Source organism: Nonomuraea sp. NPDC048892 (genome assembly GCF_040649735.1).
In the GTDB taxonomy this organism is placed as follows: Bacteria; Actinomycetota; Actinomycetes; order Streptosporangiales; family Streptosporangiaceae; genus Nonomuraea; species Nonomuraea maheshkhaliensis.
Genome location: NZ_JBEZFZ010000015.1, coordinates 100,946 through 117,730, shown reverse-complemented (window position 1 = coordinate 117,730; position 16,785 = coordinate 100,946). Strand labels below are relative to the sequence as shown.

The following is a 16,785-nucleotide window of genomic DNA, read 5'->3' as shown; positions in this document are numbered from 1 at the left end:
GTGAAGGGGCTCCGACCATGCGCGGCATGCTGGCTCTGGCGACGACGACGCTGCTCCTCCTCGCATCCGGAACCGCCCCGGCCCACGCCGCACCCGCTCTCACCCCGGCCCACGCCGGCCCCACCCTCACCGCGGCACACGCCGGAACCGCACACGCCGACCCCGACTGGTCGCTCGTTCCCGACCACCCCGCAGACCCGCGACCCACCGCGAAACCGACAAAGGCCGCAGGCCCCCTCCCCTGGCAGCCGGCACTCCCAGGCCCCGCCCGCGTCGTCCGCGAGCGCCGTCTCGACCCCCGCACCCTGGACGTCCTCATCTCCTCCCGAGCGGTCGGCCGCATGCTCCCCGTCCGCCTCCTCCTGCCCCGCGGCTGGTCGAGGAGCGCGAAACGGACGTGGCCCGTCCTCTACCTGCTGCACGGCGGAGCCGACGACTACACCTCATGGACGCGAATGACCGACGTCGCCAAGCTCACGGCCACCCTGGACGCCATCGTCGTCATGCCGGAGGCGGGCCGGGCCGGCAACTACAGCGACTGGCACAACGGCGGCAGAGGCGGCGCGCCGGCGTGGGAGACGTTCCACACCGACGAGGTGCGCCGGCTGCTGGAGCTCGGCTACCGGGCCGGGACCCGCCGCGCCGTCGCGGGTCTGTCGATGGGCGCGTACGGAGCCGTCAAGTACGCCGCCCGCCACCCCGGCATGTTCCGCTTCGCCGGCGCCTACAGCGGCATCCTGGCCACCCGCCTGCCAGGCATTCCCGCACTCATCATGAACGCCCAGGCCAGCGAGAAGCAGGACCCGCTGGCCCTGTGGGGCGACCCGAGGCGCGACAAGCGGGTCTGGGCCGCGAACGACCCCATGGCCCTGGCCGGCAACCTGAGAGGCGTGCGCCTCTACCTGTCCAGCGGCACCAACAGCTTCAACGGCCCGCTGGACAAGCCGGGCTCACCCTGGCATCCGGCGCACCTGGGCGAGCCGGTGTCGGCGTACACGGGCAAGGCTCTGAGCGAGCGGCTCAAGCGGCTCGGCATCCCGCACACCCTGCACCTGTACGGCAACGGCACGCACACCTGGCCGTACTGGATCAGGGAGTTCAAGACCTCGTACCCGATGATCCGCACGGCGCTCGGCGCATGAGCGGACGGGCCGGCGCCGCACAGCGACCCCGGCCCGCGTCATTCCGTTCGGCAAAGCGAAGAAGACGTCTCCTACGGGACGTCGAACGTCTTGCGGTTGTTCGCCCCGATGACCTCGATCCCCTTGGTGCCGAGGATGCCGTCGAGCGGCAGCGACACCGTGTAGGGAGCCGTAGCGGGCAGGCCGATGCCCGACAGCGAGCCGACGACCTCGATCCCCCAGTACTCCGGCTGCTTGATGTAGATCAGCGGAGAGAGCGAGACCTTCATGTTGAGGTAGGGCTTGGTGCCGCTGACGATCAGGATGAACGTCCTGGGCACGATGCCCGGCACGACCCTCGCCTCCTCGAAGTCGACCAGCCGCACGGACGCCGCCTGCGGGTTCTCGATGAAGCTCTCGGTCTCGGTCATGGTGGATCCCCCTTCGTGAGATGGACATGTACCCCCGAAGGTCACGGCCGGCAGCTCCCCGCTCCCGTCCGTGGCCTCGCGGGTTCGAAACTCTCACGCACCGTGGGGGCGGGCAACGACCACTCCGGACGGTTACGGGACCCTGACCGTAAGGCCAGGCCAGGGTGGGTTACACCCTCCTGAACACCACCAGTTCGCTGCGATAGTCAGGTCCGATCGGCTCCCACGCGGCGGGCCTGATGCCGGAGGCCATGAGGGTGGAGCCGTACCAGCGGGAGCCGTCCCGCTCCAGCTCGTACTGGGCGTCCGGGTCGAGCCCGGTCAGCCGCAGCCGGCGCGGGCCGCGCTTGGCGTTGCCGAGCGGGTTGTAGACGAGCACCGCGACCTGGTCGTCGTGCACGTACTGGACGGCCGAGCGCTCCGCTCCCGGCGTGCCGGCCAGGCGGTACTGCCGGCCGTGCTGCACGGTCGCGCGCACGTGCTTGTACTGGGCGATCAGCTCGGCGGCCGCCTCCAGCTCGCCGGAGGTCCACTCGTCCAGGTTGCCGCCGATGCCGAGCACGCCCGCCATGGCCACGTGGAAGCGGTAGCGCAGCGGCATCGAGCGCCGGGTGGTCGGGTTGGGCGTGTCGGTGACCCAGGCGGACATGGCGCTGGCCGGGTAGAGCTGGGAGAAGCCGTGCTGGATGTTCTGCCGGTCGCGGGCGTCGGTGTTGTCGGACGGCCACACCTCGTCGGTGTAGCGCAGGATCCCGAGGTCGACCCGGCCGCCGCCACCCGAGCAGGACTCGATCCGCAGGCCGGGGTGGCGTTCGCGCAACCGGGCCATGACCTCGTAGACGCCGCGCGTGTGCTCGATCCAGATCCGGTCCTGCGACTGCTCCTTCTCCGGCCAGCCCGCCTGGGTGAACGGGCGGTTCATGTCCCACTTGAGGTAGTCGAGATCGAGTTCGGTGACGAGCCCGTCGAGCCAGCCGACCGCCCACTCGCGTACGTCCTCGCGGGCGAAGTTGAGCACGAGCTGCTGGCGCTTCTCGTCCCGGCGGCGGTGCTCCAGGTGCAGGGCCCAGTCGGGGTGGGCGCGATAGAGCTCGCTCTCCTTGCTGAGCCCCTCGGGCTCGACCCACAGCCCGGTGCTCATGCCCAGGTCGCGGATGCCGTCGAACATGGAGCGCAGCCCCTCGGGGAAGCGCTCGCGGTGCGGGAACCAGTCCCCCAGCGAGGTGGTGTCGTCGTCGCGCCGGCCGAACCAGCCGTCGTCCATCACGAACAGCTCGACGCCGATCGAGGCGGCCGTCTTGGCCAGCGCGAGCTGGTGCGCCTCGGTGACGGCGAACGTGGTCGCCTCCCACGAGTTGTAGAGCACCGGCCGTTCCTCGGCGGGGGTGGGCAGCACGTGCCGGCGGGCGTACTCGTGCCAGGCCCTGCTGGCCGCGCCGAATCCGCCGTCGCTGTAGAGGCCCAGGACGGGCGGCGTGACCAGCTCCTCGCCCGGCGCGAGCGTCCAGCGCACGCCGTCGTGGCCGAAGCCGCCCGTGACGCTCACCCCGCCCTCGGGGCGGTGCGTGGTGGTCAGCCGCCAGCTTCCGCTCCAGGCCAGGGCCAGGCCCCAGACCTCGCCGTGCTCCTCGGTCGTCTCGCCCGCGTCGATCATGATCCACGGGTTCGCGATGTGGCTGGTGATGCCCTGGCGGCTGGTGAAGACCAGCTCGCCGACCGGCAGCGGGCCGCGCTGGAGCTGCGACTCCTCGGCCCACGCGCCGAAGACGCCGCTGTAACGGTAGGCGTCGGCGTCCGGGATGAACCAGCTGCCCGAGTCGAGCCGGGTGACGGCGGCGTCGGTGCCGGTCCGCACGGTGGTCCAGCGTTCGATGACGTCGGTGTCGCTGCGCACCCGTACGGACAGCACGACCTCGAACGGATGGTGGGCGTCGGCCAGCACCAGGTCCAGCCGCTCGGCCCCGTCGCCCTCGTCGCGCACCTCGGACCCGACGAAGCGCAGCTCCACCGAGCGCACGTGACCGAAGGCGACCTGGAGGGACGGCGCCCCCCAGCGCTTGCCACCGTCCACCGGCAGCAGTTCCTCGACCTCCGACGGCGTGGAGAAGCTGGAGACGTGCCGCCGCGGCAGGTCGGTCACCTGGCGGGCGGCCTCAGGTCCGAGCCGCGGCCCCCAATAGGTCTGCCGCGGCGCGGCCTCACCGGTTTCCGGGTCGATCACCACGCCTATGACGTACGTGGAGCCGGGCGTGGTGAGCGCCCAGTGTTGGTCGTCGAGCGGGATTACAGGCATCGGCGTCCCCCGGGACTGCTGGATCGATCAGGCCGCTGGAGACTAACTCGCATTAGTGCACGAGGTCAATGAAAGCCTGGAGGAGCCGCCGGTCCATACCTCTTGTTAGTGATCTGTGCCACCCATTTACTTGACAGCATGAACATATAAGCCCAACCATGGGGCCCGTGTTCTCACACACCGAGACCGAGTCTGTGCGGCTCACCGACGCCATGCGATCGGTGTTCGTCGAGCTGCTCGTGCACGGCCCCCTGTCGAGGGCGGAGGCGGCACGGCGGCTCGCCCTGTCGCCGTCCGCGCTCACCAAGCTGACCAAGCCGTTACTCGAGGCGGGCTACCTGCTGGAGGCGACCGGCGAAGGTCCGGCGACCGTCGGGCGGCCCTCCCAGCCGCTGCAGGTGGACGCCTCGCGCATGTCGTTCGTCGGCGTCAAGCTGACCTCCGACGAGTTGTTCGCCGTACGCACCGATCTGGCCGCCACCGTCCAGGCGGAGACGTCGAGGCCGCTCGCGGACCATGAGAGCGACCACGTGCTCGGCCAGATCGTCGAGGTGGTCGAGGAGCTGGCCGAGCCCGGCCGGCCCCTGTCGGCCGTCGGGATAAGCCTGGCCGGTATCGCCGCCCCCAGCGACCCCGTCGTGCACACCTCCCCCTTCCTCGGCTGGAGCAAGCTACCGCTGGCCACGCTGGTGGAGGAGGCCGTGTCCGTGCCCACGGTGCTCGACAACGATGTCAGGGCGCTGACGGCCGTGCAGCAGTGGTTCGGCGAGGGCGTGGGCCACTCGTCGTTCGCGCTGGTCACGGTCGGCGCCGGGATCGGCTGCGGGCTCGTGGTCGGCGACCGGCTGGTCACCGGGCAGTCCGGCGCCACCGGGCTGGTCGGCCACCTCCAGATCGACGACCGCGGGCCCATGTGCGAGCGCGGCCACCGGGGCTGCGCCCGCGCGTACGCCACCTCCCACTCCATCCGCCGCTCGATCGCCACCACCCTCGACCGGCCCGAGCTCACCTTCGACGACTGCCTGAGCCTGGCCGCCGACGGCCACCCCGTCGCACGCCGCGTGCTCGACGAGGCCGGGGCCGCCCTGGGCCAGGTCGTCGCCACCGTCGCCAACCTCACGGGCCCCGAGCTGGTCGTCCTGTCCGGCGAATCCGTCCACATGTACGACGTCTGCGCCGGCGCGTTCCACTCCGCGCTGGCCCAGCACACCCACTGGACGGCCACCCCCGTACGGGTGGCCGTCAAGCCCTTCGCCTTCAACGAATGGGCCAGGGGAGCGGCCGTCACCGCTCTCCAGCATCTGCTGCTGCACCGCTGATCTACCGCCGGCGGGCACCTGGAGGTCTGATGACCAGTGATACCGTCCGCGCCGCCCCCCGCACCACGCCCGGGACAGTGCTCCACCCTCCGCCTTCCTCATTCCGACAACGCCTGGGCGATCTGCCCGTCGCGCTCATGTTCGTCCTGCCCGCGACCATCGGTTTCGCCCTGTTCTACCTCTGGCCCGCGCTCCGCGGCGCGTACCTGAGCCTGACCAAGTTCAACGTCCTCACCCCGCCGACCTTCATCGGGCTGGACAACTACGAGCGGCTCTTCGGCGACCGCCTGTTCTGGAACGCGCTGAAGGTCACCGCCGAGTACGTGGTGCTCAACATCGCCGGCCAGACCGTGGCCGCGATGGTGCTGGCCGTGCTGATGTACCGGCTGACCAAGTCGATGATCGTCCGCGGTGTCGTGCTGCTGCCGTACCTGGTCGCCAACGTGGTCGTCGCCCTCGTCTGGTACTGGATGCTCGACTTCCAGATCGGCGTGGTCAACAACGTGATCGAGTGGTTCGGGCTCGACCGGGTGGCCTTCTTCGGCTCCGACTGGGCGATCCCGACCATCGCCGGGATCAACACCTGGCGGCACACCGGCTACACGGCGCTGCTCATCTTCGCCGGCCTGCAGACGATCCCGCCCAGCGTGTACGAGGCCGCCGCCATCGACGGGGCCTCGGAGTGGAAGACGTTCTGGCGGGTCACGCTGCCGCTGCTGCGCCCGGTCATGGCGCTGGTCATGGTGCTCAGCGTCATCGGCTCGTTCCAGGTCTTCGACACCATCGCCGTCACCACGGCGGGCGGGCCGATCAACGCCACCCGCGTCATCTACTTCTACATCTACGACATGGCGTTCACCCGGTTCAACTTCGGTTACGCCGCCGCTCTGTCGTCCGTGCTGTTCGTGCTGCTCGCCGGGATCGCCTATCTCCAGATGCGTCTGTCGCGGGCGGGCGAGTCGGATCTGAGGGGGTCGTGATGGGCTCGATCCGCTGGGGGCGAGTGGCCGGTTGGGCCGTGCTCGTCGTGACCATGCTGGTGACGCTGTTCCCGTTCTACTGGATGTTGCGTACGTCCTTCTCCAACACCCGCGCGCTGGCCGGCGGCGCCTCCGACCTGCTGCCCGTGGACTTCACGCTCGGCGCCTACCGCCGGGTGCTGGGCCTGTCGAGCACGGCCGAGGCCATCGCCGAGGGCGGGTCGAGCGGCACGGTCAACTTCTGGCTCTACCTGCGCAACTCGCTCGTCGTCTCCACCCTGACCACGTTCGGCCAGGTCTTCTTCAGCTCGATGGCCGCCTACGCCTTCGCCCGGCTGCGCTGGCCCGGCAGGAACGTCCTGTTCTCCGTCTTCGTCACCGCGCTCATGGTGCCGCCGATCTTCACCACGCTGCCCAACTTCATCCTGATCAAAGAGCTGGGGCTGCTCAACACCTATCTCGGCATCGTCCTGCCGCACCTGCTCATGACGCCGTTCGCGGTGTTCTTCCTGCGCCAGTTCTTCCTCGGGATCAACGCCAGCGTCGAGGAGGCCGCCCGCATCGACGGGGCCGGGCACGTGCGCACGTTCTTCCGCATCGTGCTGCCCATGAGCCAGGGGCCCATCGCCACGCTGGCCATCCTCACCTACATCACCAGCTGGAACGACTACTTCTGGCCGCTGCTGGTGGGCAAGGCGGACAACGTCCGGGTGCTCACCGTCGCGCTGGGCATCTTCCGCTCCCAGACGCCGCAGGGCAGCCCCGACTGGGCCGGGCTCATGGCCGCCACCCTCTTCGCCGCGCTGCCGATCATGGTGATGTTCGCCCTGCTCGGCCGCCGGGTCATCGACTCCATCGGCTACACCGGCGTCAAGTGAGCGCCGTCCCCCCACTCCACGGAAGGTTGTTGTTGTGATGAAGCGTTCTCTCGCCGTCGCCGGAGCGGCGGTGCTGCTGCTGGCCGGCTGCGGCACCTCGGGATCGTCGGAGCCGGAGGCCGCCGGCGGCGGCTCCGCAACGATCGACTACTGGCTCTGGGACACCGCCCAGCAGCCCCAGTACCAGGCCTGCGCCGACGCCTTCCACAAGGCCAACCCGCAGTACAACGTCAAGATCACCCAGTACGGCTGGGACGACTACTGGAGCACGCTGACCACCGCGTTCGTCTCCGGCACCGCCCCCGACGTCTTCACCGGCCACCTGTCGCGCTACCCGGAGTTCGCCGCCCAGGGCCAGCTCATGCCCATCGACGACTTCGTCGCCAAGGACAAGGTGGACCTGTCGATCTACCAGGACGGCCTGGCCGACCTGTGGGTCACCAAGGAGGGCAAGCGCTACGGGCTGCCGAAGGACTTCGACACCGTGGCCGTCATCTACAACACGAAAATGCTCAAGGACGCCGGCATCAAGCCGGAGGAGATGTCCAAGCTCTCCTGGAACCCGCAGGACGGCGGCACGTACGAGAAGGTCATCGCCCGCCTCACCGTGGACAAGAACGGCAAGCGCGGCGACGAGCCCGGCTTCGACAAGACGAAGGTCGCCACCTACGGCATCGGCTCGAACGGCAGCGGCGGCGGCTTCGGGCAGACCGAGTGGAGCATGTACACGATGAGCAACGGCTGGCAGTACGGGGACCAGAACCCGTGGCCGACCAAGTTCAACTACGCCGACCCGAAGTTCAAGGAGACCATCAAGTGGTTCACCGGGCTCATCGAGAAGGGCTACATGCCGAGCCTGGACATCGTGAACTCGGGCGTCGGGATGATCGACTCGTACGGGGCCGGCAAGTACGCCATGGTCACCGAGGGCAGCTGGAACACCAAGACCTTCTTCTCCCTCAAGGACGTCAAGTCGGGCATCGCGCCCACGCCGATCGGGCCGACGGGTAAGCGGGCCAGCCTGTTCAACGGCCTGGCCGACAACATCACGGCGAGCACCGACAACCCGGAGGCGTCCTGGGCGTGGGTGAAGTTCCTCGCCTCGCCCGCCTGCCAGGAGGAGATCGTGGCCAAGCAGGCCACCGTCTTCCCGGCCATCAAGACCGCGACCGCCAAGGCGGAGCAGGCCTTCGCCGACGCCGGCATCGACGTCAAGGCGTTCACCGTGCACGTGGACGAGGGAACCACCCACCTGGCGCCGATCGCCGAGCACTGGGCCGACATCACCGCCACCATGACCGAGACCATGGAGGCGATCTTCTCCTTCAAGAGCGACGTCAACGCTCTCGACCAGGCCAACGAAACCGTCAACGGCCTGTTCGGCTGACCTTCGTCTCATGCGAAAGGGGCCGGGCGCCGCTCTTCGAGCGGTTCCCGGCCCCTTGCCGTAGGTCGGATCAGGCGGCGTGCAGGTACACCTGGCCGAAGACCTCCGAGAGGTTCTTCAGGTCGGTGGCCAGGTCCACCTCGGGGTTGGCCGGGTCGTAGACGGTGGCCAGGCGGGCGCGGATCGAGCCGAGCTTCTTGAGCTGGTCCCAGGTGGGGGTGGCGGCCCACTTCTCGCCGTACACCCGGTTGACCTGGCCCTGGTCGTTCTGCCAGCGGCTCCACAGGGTGACCGTCTCGGCCGCGTCGTCCTGCAGCGGGGCGGCGATCCGCTCGGTGATGGTCTTGGTCGCCTGCTCCTCGGTGAGCTGCCCGGCGGTGAAGGCGGCGTCCTCGGCGGCGATCTGAGCGTAGGCGTCCCAGGCGCGGGCCCGGACCTGGATCCACTGGTTGCGCTGGGCCTCGGCGGCGTCGATCTTCCAGGTGGCGTACTCGGTGGCCAGGTGGCCGTTGTCCAGGGCGAGCTGGTCGATGGAGCCCTTGCTCAGCCAGGCGCCGATGCGCTCGGGGTCGAGCAGCGGGTACTTCTTGGTCAGCTCGGCCTTGCAGGCGTCGTTCGAGCCGCAGCCGAGCACCGGCACCACCGTGTGCGCGCTCAGCTTCTTGCCCGGCAGCAGCGTGCGCAGCGCGGCCGTGGCCTCGGCGACGAACGTGTCCAGCTCGTCGGCGGTGGCGAACGTCTGGTTGTAGCCGAGCTGGGAGGTGAACCTGACCCCCACGACGCCCGGCTGCGCGACGGCCAGCGCGGCGACCTTCCTGGCGGCCTCGTCGAGCTTGCCGGCCTTGTAGTCGTCGGCCAGCTCGGTCTCGATCCAGATCCGCATACCCGCCGGCGCGACCGTCTTCGCGGTCTTCGCGGCCTTGCCGGCCGGCGTCTCCAGGGCCGACTCCCTCTCGGCGGCGCTGAGGCCGTTGGGGTCGACGAAGCACTGCTCGCCGTTCTGGCACTCGGGCGTGCCACCGTCCTCGGCGCCGGGCACGTCGGGGTCGCCGACCTCGTGGGCCTCGCCGTCGCCCTCCATACCCTCGGTCGGGCACTCGTTGCCCGGAGCGCTGCAGTCGATCGTGATCGGGTCCTGCGGGCCGGCGCCCTTCAGGTTCTCACCGTCGTTGTCGAGCCAGAAGTGGGCGATCTCCAGGGCCTCTTCAGGAGTGGCCATCCAGGTGCAGACGACGTAGGCCGGGGTGTCGGCCGCCATGAGGTCGTTGCAGCTCCTGTCGTCGTCCTCCGACCACGCGGGAACGCCGATGCCGAGGAGCGAGAGGGTGAGTCCGATGATGAAGACCTGCCGTAGCCGCCGTCTCATGGCACCTTACTTCCAGGGGGTGATCGTGGGCATATGCACACTATCCGCACGATCAACAACGTTCAATGAGATCCACCGCATTCTTCACGCCGTCCTCGACGCGGAGTAGCCGCCCCAGTTGCGCTGCTTTTTCTTGATATTTCGGTACGGAACGCAGCCGCGCGGCCAGAACGTCGCTGCTCAGCGCCCTGATCGGCAACGGCGGCGGCCCCGCGTCCAGCGCCGCCACCCGGCGGCCCCAGAACGGCTGGTCGGAGAAATAGGAACACACGACATTCGGAATCCCCGCCGTCAGCGCCGTTCCTGTGGTTCCCGCGCCGCCATGATGAACAACTGCCGCCATTTCGGCGAACAACAGATCGTGCGCCACCTCGCCCACCACCCGTACGTCGTCGTCCGGCGGCACGGGCAGCCCCTGCACGACGCCGCGCACCCGCGCCCGGCGCAGGGCGGCGACCACCTCGGCGGCCACCCGTTCGGGCTCGGACGGCACCATGCTGCCGAACCCGACGAACACGGGCCGCGGCCCCGCCGCCAGGAAGTCCCTGAGCCCGCTGAGATCTTCCGCATGCTCTGGACGGGCGGCGCTCCGGCCGGAGGGGAGGCGCCAGTAGCCGGTCACGTGCACGTGCGCCGGCCAGTCCGCGGGCCTGGGCACCACCAGCGGGCTGAACCCGCACAACACCGGCACCCGCGCCCGCCGATCGGCCGCGAACGGGCTCCCGCGCAGCGGCCCCAGCCCCAGCACCCGGGACCGCAGCCGGTTCACCATGCGTGCCAGCACCAGCCAGCCGAGCCGCTCGACCAGGGCGTAGCTGGCCCGGTTCGCCGGTGGGCCCAGGGTCGTCATGGGGATCAGCGGGTTGGGGAAGGCGCGGGTCGGCTCGCCGGGCTGGAAGTGCAGGAGCCGGTACGGGGTGCCGTAGCGGTCGTACAGGTGCCGGCCGAGTGCGCCCAGGGCGGGGGCGAGCACCAGGTCCGCGCCGGCGCAGGCGGCGTCCACCTCGCCGACCAGCGTGGCGGCCAGGGGCTCCACCACGGTCCTGAACCCGCGGACCAACCCCAGCGGCCCGCTCGCCAGCCAGCGCTGCCCCTCCTCGCTCCCGGCCACGGCGAGGGGGTCCACGCTCAGCGGCGCGAACGTCACCCCCGGCCCGGCCAGCGCCGCGTACCGCCGGGCGGCCACCAGCGTGACGCCGTACCCACGCCCGGCCAGCCCCTCGGCCAGCGCCGCACAGGGCTGCACGTCCCCCCTCGACCCGATCCCGAGCACCGTCATCTGTCCCCCGCCACGCCCGGCCCACCTCACCCTGGTCCCGCCCATTCCTCGCCAGTCCCCCGGCCAGGCCGGCCGGCGCTCCGGCTCACGGGATGGTCGCCAGGCTGACCAGGGCGCCGGTCAGGACCAGGGCGGCGGCGACCAGGAGACCGGTCGCGTAGCCGAGGGCGAAGTCGCCGGCGGCGTGCACGACGAGGCCGACCACAGCGATCCCGAAAAGCCCCGAAATTTCACGACTCACCGAGAAGATGCCGCCGGCCACGCCCGCCCTCGACTCCGGCACGGCCCCCAGCACCGCCGACCCCAGCGGCATGGTCAGCGCCGACCCCACCCCGATCGCGCACACGGCGGGCAGCAGCCGCCCCCACCCGTCCCCCGCCTCCAGCATCGCCGCCAAAGCCATCCCCCCGGCCACCAGCACCAGCCCGGCGGCCACCGTCCGTCCGGCGCCCAGCCGCCGCTCCACCGCCGGCGCCAGCGGCGTGACCAGCACCACCAGCAGCGCCAGCGGCACGAACGCCAGCCCCGACGCCGTCGGGGTGAACCCGAGCACCCCTTGCAGGAAGATCGCCGTGTAGAAGAAGACGCCGTTCACGCCGAGCCCCCAGAGCACCTGCGCGACCACCCCGCCCGCGAAACTGCGCACCTTGAACAGGCCCTGATCCACCATCGGCGCGCGGGCCCGCCGCTCGGCGAGCACGAACGCGATCCCCCCGATCGCGCACACGACCAGCGCCGCCACCACGACCGGCGACGACCACCCGTACTCACCGCCGTGGGTCAGCGCGAACGTCCCCGCCGCCAGGAACGCCACCGACGCCGCCACCCCAGGCAGATCCAGATCCCGCCCGCCCGCACGACTCGCAGTAGCGGCGGGACCACCGGCGGGAACAGCTATCGCGGCCAGCCCCATAATCGCCACGCCCATCGGCACGTTGACCAGGAACACCCAGCTCCAGTGCGCGTGCTGGCTGAGATAGCCGCCGGCGACCGGCCCGAGCGCCAGCGCCGCCGCTCCCGAGGCCATCCAGACGGCCACCCCCATCGACCGCTCCCGCTCCTCCCGCCCGGCCAGTACGGCCAGCGTCGCGGGCAGGATCAGCGCGGCCCCCGCCCCCTGGACCAGGCGGGCGGCGACCAGGACCGGCACGGATCCGGCCAGCCCCGCCCCGAGCGAGGCGGCCGTGAAGACGCCCAGCCCCGCCAGCAGCACCCGCCGGTGCCCGTGCACGTCGGCCAGCCGGCCGCCGGCGAGCATGAGGCCGGCGAAGGTGAGGATGTAGCCGGTGGCCACCCATTCCAGGGCGCTCAGGCGGGCGCCGAGGTCGCGCTGAATGCTGGGGAGCGCGACGGTGACGACCGTGTTGTCCAGCGTGGTCATGAACCCGGCCAGGCCGGTGACGAGGAACAGCGGCCAGGCGCGCCGCTGGGCCAGGGTCGCGGTCAGGCTCACTCGTCGACCTCCGCCCACGTCCATCCGCCGTGCGGATCGGCCCGTACCACGCGTGCCGGGCTCGCCCTGATCCGCACCCATCCGGGACGGTCGGGCTCGGCGGGCAGCGGCACGGGATCGGTGTCCGCCCCGAACACGGCCGGCCGCCCGTTCACCGTCACCCCGGCCGACGGCACAGTCGGCGGACGCGCGGGCCGGGACGCGGGCGCGGACTCGATCGCGGGCGGGGCCGGCGGACGTGCGGGCCGACGCACGGGTGGGCGCGCGGGTTTCGGGAGTGCGGGTGGCGGGGTGGGCTCGCGGAGCTCGACCCGCCGGTGGAAGCGGCGCCACGACCGCGGCAACCACCAGTTCGCCCCGCCGAGCAGCCGCATCGACGCGGGCACGAGCAGCGCCCTGACCAGGGTGGCGTCCACCACGATGGCCACGAACATGCCCACCCCGAGCAGCTTCACGATCGTGATCCCGGCGGTGGAGAAGGCCCCGATCACGACGAGCAGCAGCAGCGCCGCGCTGGTGATGACGCCGCCGGTCTGCTGCAGCCCGGCCGCCACGGCCGCCGTGTTGTCCCCGGTACGCAGCCACTCGGCCCGCACCCGGGACAGCAGGAACAGCTCGTAGTCCATCGACAGCCCGAACACCACGGCCAGGATGAGCACGGTCACGGTCGCCTCGATGGACCCGGTGGCGGTGAACCCGAGCGCCGAGGCCAGGTTCCCGTCCTGGAAGGCCCACACGATCACCCCGAACGAGGCCCCGATGGACAGCACGTTCATCAGCAGCGCCTTGACCGGCAGCACCAGCGACCCGAACGCGGCGAACAGCAGCACCATCGTGACCGACCCGACCACCAGCGCCATCCACGGCAGCCGGGCCAGCAGGCTGTCCTGGAGGTCGAGTTGCGCCGCCGTGGCGCCGCCGACCACCACCCGCCGGGTGTTCGGCTCAGGCGACAAGGCCCTGATCGTCCGGACGAGGGCCCTGGCCTCCTCCGACATGGGATCCAGGTCGTGCCGTACGGCCAGCCGCACCGCGCCGTTCGCCTGCGACATCCCGGCCACCTCGACCGCCGTGACGTGCGGCAGCCGCTTCAGCCGGGCGGCGAGGGGCCGCGCGTCCACGGGGCTGACCGGCGTGACGGCGCTGATCGGCGTGTGCCCCTGCCCGAGCGGCCCCGGCAGGGCGGGCTCGCCGGTGAAGGAGCGTTCGACCAGGACGTGCACGTCGATCGGCGCCATCGCGTTCCTGGCGAAGTCCCGGTCGAGGGTCTCGGCGACCCGGCGTCCCTCGGAGCCGGCGGGCAGCACGCGATGGTCCACGTTCCCGAACCTGACGTGCAGGAACGGCAGCGCCAGCGCGACCAGCACGACGCTCACCGCCACCAGGTAGACCACCGGCCGCCGCAACACGCTCGACGCCACGGCGTGCCACAGCCCGCCCTCGCGCCTGCCGAGGTCGGGGGTCAGGCGCAGCGCGTTCACCCGTGGCCCGAGCACGCCCAGCAGGGCCGGCAGCACGACCAGCGCCGCCGCCATGGCGACCAGCACCACGGCCGCCGCCCCGAGCCCGATCGAACGCAGGAACATCTGCGGGAACACCAGCAGCCCGAGCAGCGCCGTGGCCACCGTCAGCCCGGAGAACGCGACGGTGCGCCCGGCCGTGGCCATCGTGCGCACGACGGCCTGCTCGGTGCTCGCGCCGTCCGCGACGGCCTCCCTGAACGCCTTGAGCACGAACAGCGAGTAGTCGACGGCCAGGCCGAGCCCGAGCATGGTGACGACGTTCAGCGAGAAGACGGAGACCTCGGTGACCTCGGTGAGCAGCCGGAGCAGCACCAGGGCGCCGAGCACCGCGAGCAGCCCCACGACCAGCGGCAGCCCGGCCGCCACCAGGCTGCCGAACACGACCACGAGCAGCACCAGCAGCACCGGCATGGAGATGGCCTCGGCGCGGGCGAGGTCGGCGGCGGTCTGGTCGTTGAGCTCCTTCAGCAGCGGCACCGCGCCGCCGACGGAGACGCGCAGGTTGTCGACGTCCCTGAGCCGGGCGGCGACGGCGGCGTAGGCGCGCTGCTCGTCTCCTCTGAGGGTGATCACCGCGTACGTGGCGTGCCCGTCCTCGGAGACCATCTTCTTCGACCGGCTCGTCCAGTACGTGACCATCGCGCGCACGTGCCGGCCGGGCAGCGCCCGCAGCGAGTCGTGCACCGCCCGCTTGTACCGGGGGTCGCGCACCTTGACGGTGGGGTGCCGGTAGAGGACCACCACGTCGGGGGCGTGGCCGCCGTACCAGTCGTCGTTCCAGCGGGCGGAGGTGGTGGAGTCGGCGCGCGGGTCCTCGAACCCGCCGTCCGCCATCCGCCCGAACAGCTCCAGCCCCAGCGGCACGACGAGCACGGTCAGCGCCAGGGTGAGCGCGAGCAGCGTCCAGCGGCCCCGGTAGACGAAGTGGCCCGCCGACTCAAACAAGCGCGCCCTCCAGGTAGGCCCGCAGGCACGACCGGCGGGCGATCTTCCCGCTGGACGTCCGCGGCACTCCGCCGGGCCCGGTCAGCACGAAGTCGTGCACGGCCAGCCCGTGCTGCTCCTGGACGGCGGCACGTACGGCCCGCGCCACCTCCACGGGGTCGGCGGCCGGCGCGTGCCGCGACCGCTCGGCCACCACCACGAGCCGCTCACCCGCCGGCGCGTGCCACCCGTCCGCCTGCAGCGGCCCCTCGCCCGCCACCAGCCGCTCGGCGGTCTCTCCCAGGTCCTCGGCGGGCAGGGCGAAGGCGGCCACCCGGTCGCGGCGCACCGCCGGGTGCGCCTCCTGCGTGGTCGCCTCGATGTCCTGCGGGTAGTGGTTGCGCCCGTCCACGATGATCAGGTCCTTGACCCGGCCGGTGAGGTAGAGCCGGCCGTCGTGCAGCACGCCGAGGTCGCCGGTGCGCAGCCAGGTGCCGTCCGCGCCCTCCAGCACCGCGCCGAACACCTCCGCGCTGCGGCCGGGGTCGCGCCAGTAGGCGCGGGCCACGTTCGGGCCCTGCACCCAGACCTCGCCCACCTCCCCGGCAGAACGTTCCCGCCGGTCGGGGCCGACCACGCGCACCTGCTGGCCGTGCGGCCGTCCACAGGAGACGAGCGGGCTGCCGGCACCCCGCTCGGCCAGGGGCTTCGCGTGTCCGTGCCGTAGGGCGTCGCGGTCGAAGGCGGTCACGACCGGCCGCTCGTCCCGCCCGGTCGCGGTGACGAAGACGGTCGCCTCGGCCAGCCCGTAGGCGGGCGTGTGCGCCTCCGGCCGCAGCCCGCAGCCGCCGAACGCGGCGTCGAACGCCTCGATCGCGCCGGGCCGCACCGGCTCGGCCCCGTTCAGCATGACCCGCACCCCGGACAGGTCCAGCCCTTCCTTCTCCCGGGCTGTGACGCGGGCGGCGGTGTACTCGTAGGCGAAGTTGGGCCCGCCGGTGAACACGTCGCCGAACTCCGACAGCAGCCGCAGCCAGCGCACCGGCCGCATGACGAACGCCACCGGGTCCATGAACACCGCCCGGTTGCCGCCCACCATCGGCATCGCGACCGTGGCGACCAGCCCCATGTCGTGGAAGAGCGGCAGCCACAGCGCCGCCACCGAGGTCCTGGGCTCGGCCCGGAAGACCTCCCAGAGCTGGGCGGCGTTGGCGGTGAGGTTGGCGTGGGTGATCTCGACGCCGGTCGGCGCGCGGGTGGAGCCCGAGGTGTACTGCAGGTAGGCGAGATCGTCGGGGCCGGGCGGCTCCTGGTCCCACTCGTCGGCCAGCAGGTCGGAGACGGTGTCCACGGCGAGCACGTGCTTGGGCGTCTGGGCGGTGGCCAGGAAGCCGGTGACGGCGCGCAGCGCGGCCGTGGTGGTCAGCACGACGGCGGGATCGGCGTCGGCGTACGCCCCGGCCAGCCGTTCGGCGTGCCCCGGCAGCCCGGGGGCGAACAGCGGCACCGCGACGAGCCTGGCGTACATCGTGCCCAGCATCGCGACCACGTAGTCCAGCCCCTGCGGCGCGAGCACGGCCGCCCGGTCGCCCGGCCCGGCCAGCTCACGCAGGCGCACCGCCAGCGCCCTCGCCCGCAGGTCCACCCGACCCCAGCCGAGCGTCTCGCGCCGGCCCTCCTGTCCCAGGTGGTCGATGAACGTGTACGCGGGCGCCTGCGGGATCTCGCGGGCCCACCGGGCCACCTGAGCGATCAGCATCTCGCGCATGCCTGGTCCCCTCGCCGTCAGCAGGGACCTAGCAAATTACGGGAGATGCAGGTTCGATTCTTG

At 71.5% G+C, this 16,785-nt stretch carries 12 protein-coding genes; 5 read left to right on the top strand and 7 right to left on the bottom strand.

Going from position 1 to position 16,785, the window contains the following annotated elements:
- Positions 1 to 26 precede the first annotated feature (26 nt).
- Positions 27 to 1,142 (top strand): alpha/beta hydrolase family protein, encoded by a 1,116-nt coding sequence (locus AB0C28_RS37130; RefSeq protein WP_358080228.1) that lies wholly within the window; start codon positions 27 to 29, stop codon positions 1,140 to 1,142.
- Between the two features lie 71 nt (positions 1,143 to 1,213).
- Here the strand turns inward: AB0C28_RS37130 and AB0C28_RS37125 are convergent, their stop codons facing one another.
- Both AB0C28_RS37125 and AB0C28_RS37120 read right to left on the bottom strand, forming a co-directional pair.
- On the bottom strand, positions 1,214 to 1,552 hold the full coding sequence (locus tag AB0C28_RS37125; RefSeq protein WP_358080227.1) for a hypothetical protein: 339 nt from the start codon (positions 1,550 to 1,552) through the stop codon (positions 1,214 to 1,216).
- Between the two features lie 169 nt (positions 1,553 to 1,721).
- The gene (locus AB0C28_RS37120; protein WP_358080226.1) at positions 1,722 to 3,845 is read right to left on the bottom strand and encodes an alpha-galactosidase; all 2,124 of its coding nucleotides are present in this window, start codon (positions 3,843 to 3,845) and stop codon (positions 1,722 to 1,724) included.
- Between the two features lie 167 nt (positions 3,846 to 4,012).
- On the opposite strand from AB0C28_RS37120, the gene AB0C28_RS37115 reads away from it, so the two are divergent.
- The 4 genes from AB0C28_RS37115 to AB0C28_RS37100 are packed head-to-tail and all read left to right on the top strand — an operon-like array spanning position 4,013 to position 8,409.
- Positions 4,013 to 5,164 (top strand): ROK family transcriptional regulator, encoded by a 1,152-nt coding sequence (locus AB0C28_RS37115; RefSeq protein WP_357853234.1) that lies wholly within the window; start codon positions 4,013 to 4,015, stop codon positions 5,162 to 5,164.
- Between the two features lie 29 nt (positions 5,165 to 5,193).
- Positions 5,194 to 6,144 carry a sugar ABC transporter permease gene (locus tag AB0C28_RS37110; RefSeq protein WP_357853237.1) on the top strand — a complete coding sequence of 317 codons (951 nt, stop codon included), beginning with the start codon at positions 5,194 to 5,196 and terminating at the stop codon, positions 6,142 to 6,144.
- Positions 6,144 to 7,022, top strand: a complete 879-nt coding sequence (locus tag AB0C28_RS37105; protein WP_357853240.1) for a carbohydrate ABC transporter permease — start codon at positions 6,144 to 6,146, stop codon at positions 7,020 to 7,022. The genes AB0C28_RS37110 and AB0C28_RS37105 overlap by 1 nt, the downstream gene beginning before the upstream one ends.
- 37 nt (positions 7,023 to 7,059) lie before the next feature.
- Entirely contained in the window at positions 7,060 to 8,409 is a 1,350-nt protein-coding gene (locus AB0C28_RS37100) for a sugar ABC transporter substrate-binding protein (protein ID WP_358080225.1), read from the top strand.
- A 70-nt stretch (positions 8,410 to 8,479) separates the two neighbouring features.
- Here AB0C28_RS37100 and AB0C28_RS37095 read toward each other — a convergent pair whose 3' ends face one another.
- The 5 genes from AB0C28_RS37095 to AB0C28_RS37075 all read right to left on the bottom strand — a co-directional run bounded on the left by AB0C28_RS37095 (position 8,480) and on the right by AB0C28_RS37075 (position 16,722).
- Positions 8,480 to 9,775 (bottom strand): hypothetical protein, encoded by a 1,296-nt coding sequence (locus AB0C28_RS37095; RefSeq protein WP_357853246.1) that lies wholly within the window; start codon positions 9,773 to 9,775, stop codon positions 8,480 to 8,482.
- Positions 9,776 to 9,827: 52 nt separating this feature from the next.
- Entirely contained in the window at positions 9,828 to 11,054 is a 1,227-nt protein-coding gene (locus AB0C28_RS37090) for a glycosyltransferase (protein ID WP_358080224.1), read from the bottom strand.
- A gap of 85 nt (positions 11,055 to 11,139) precedes the next feature.
- Positions 11,140 to 12,507 (bottom strand): MFS transporter, encoded by a 1,368-nt coding sequence (locus AB0C28_RS37085; protein ID WP_358080223.1) that lies wholly within the window; start codon positions 12,505 to 12,507, stop codon positions 11,140 to 11,142.
- A complete protein-coding gene (locus tag AB0C28_RS37080) occupies positions 12,504 to 14,975 on the bottom strand; it encodes an MMPL family transporter (RefSeq protein WP_358080222.1) in 2,472 nt (823 codons plus the stop codon). Before AB0C28_RS37080 ends, AB0C28_RS37085 begins: the two co-directional genes overlap by 4 nt.
- Positions 14,968 to 16,722, bottom strand: a complete 1,755-nt coding sequence (locus tag AB0C28_RS37075; RefSeq protein WP_358080221.1) for a fatty acyl-AMP ligase — start codon at positions 16,720 to 16,722, stop codon at positions 14,968 to 14,970. Before AB0C28_RS37075 ends, AB0C28_RS37080 begins: the two co-directional genes overlap by 8 nt.
- Positions 16,723 to 16,785: the final 63 nt, after the last annotated feature.

Coding starts and splice junctions, on each gene's coding strand:
- AB0C28_RS37130 (WP_358080228.1), top strand. CDS start 27: ATGCTGGCTCTGGCGACGACGACGCTGCTCCTCCTCGCATCCGGAACC.
- AB0C28_RS37125 (WP_358080227.1), bottom strand. CDS start 1,552: ATGACCGAGACCGAGAGCTTCATCGAGAACCCGCAGGCGGCGTCCGTG.
- AB0C28_RS37120 (WP_358080226.1), bottom strand. CDS start 3,845: ATGCCTGTAATCCCGCTCGACGACCAACACTGGGCGCTCACCACGCCC.
- AB0C28_RS37110 (WP_357853237.1), top strand. CDS start 5,194: ATGACCAGTGATACCGTCCGCGCCGCCCCCCGCACCACGCCCGGGACA.
- AB0C28_RS37105 (WP_357853240.1), top strand. CDS start 6,144: ATGGGCTCGATCCGCTGGGGGCGAGTGGCCGGTTGGGCCGTGCTCGTC.
- AB0C28_RS37100 (WP_358080225.1), top strand. CDS start 7,060: ATGAAGCGTTCTCTCGCCGTCGCCGGAGCGGCGGTGCTGCTGCTGGCC.
- AB0C28_RS37095 (WP_357853246.1), bottom strand. CDS start 9,775: ATGAGACGGCGGCTACGGCAGGTCTTCATCATCGGACTCACCCTCTCG.
- AB0C28_RS37090 (WP_358080224.1), bottom strand. CDS start 11,054: ATGACGGTGCTCGGGATCGGGTCGAGGGGGGACGTGCAGCCCTGTGCG.
- AB0C28_RS37075 (WP_358080221.1), bottom strand. CDS start 16,722: ATGCGCGAGATGCTGATCGCTCAGGTGGCCCGGTGGGCCCGCGAGATC.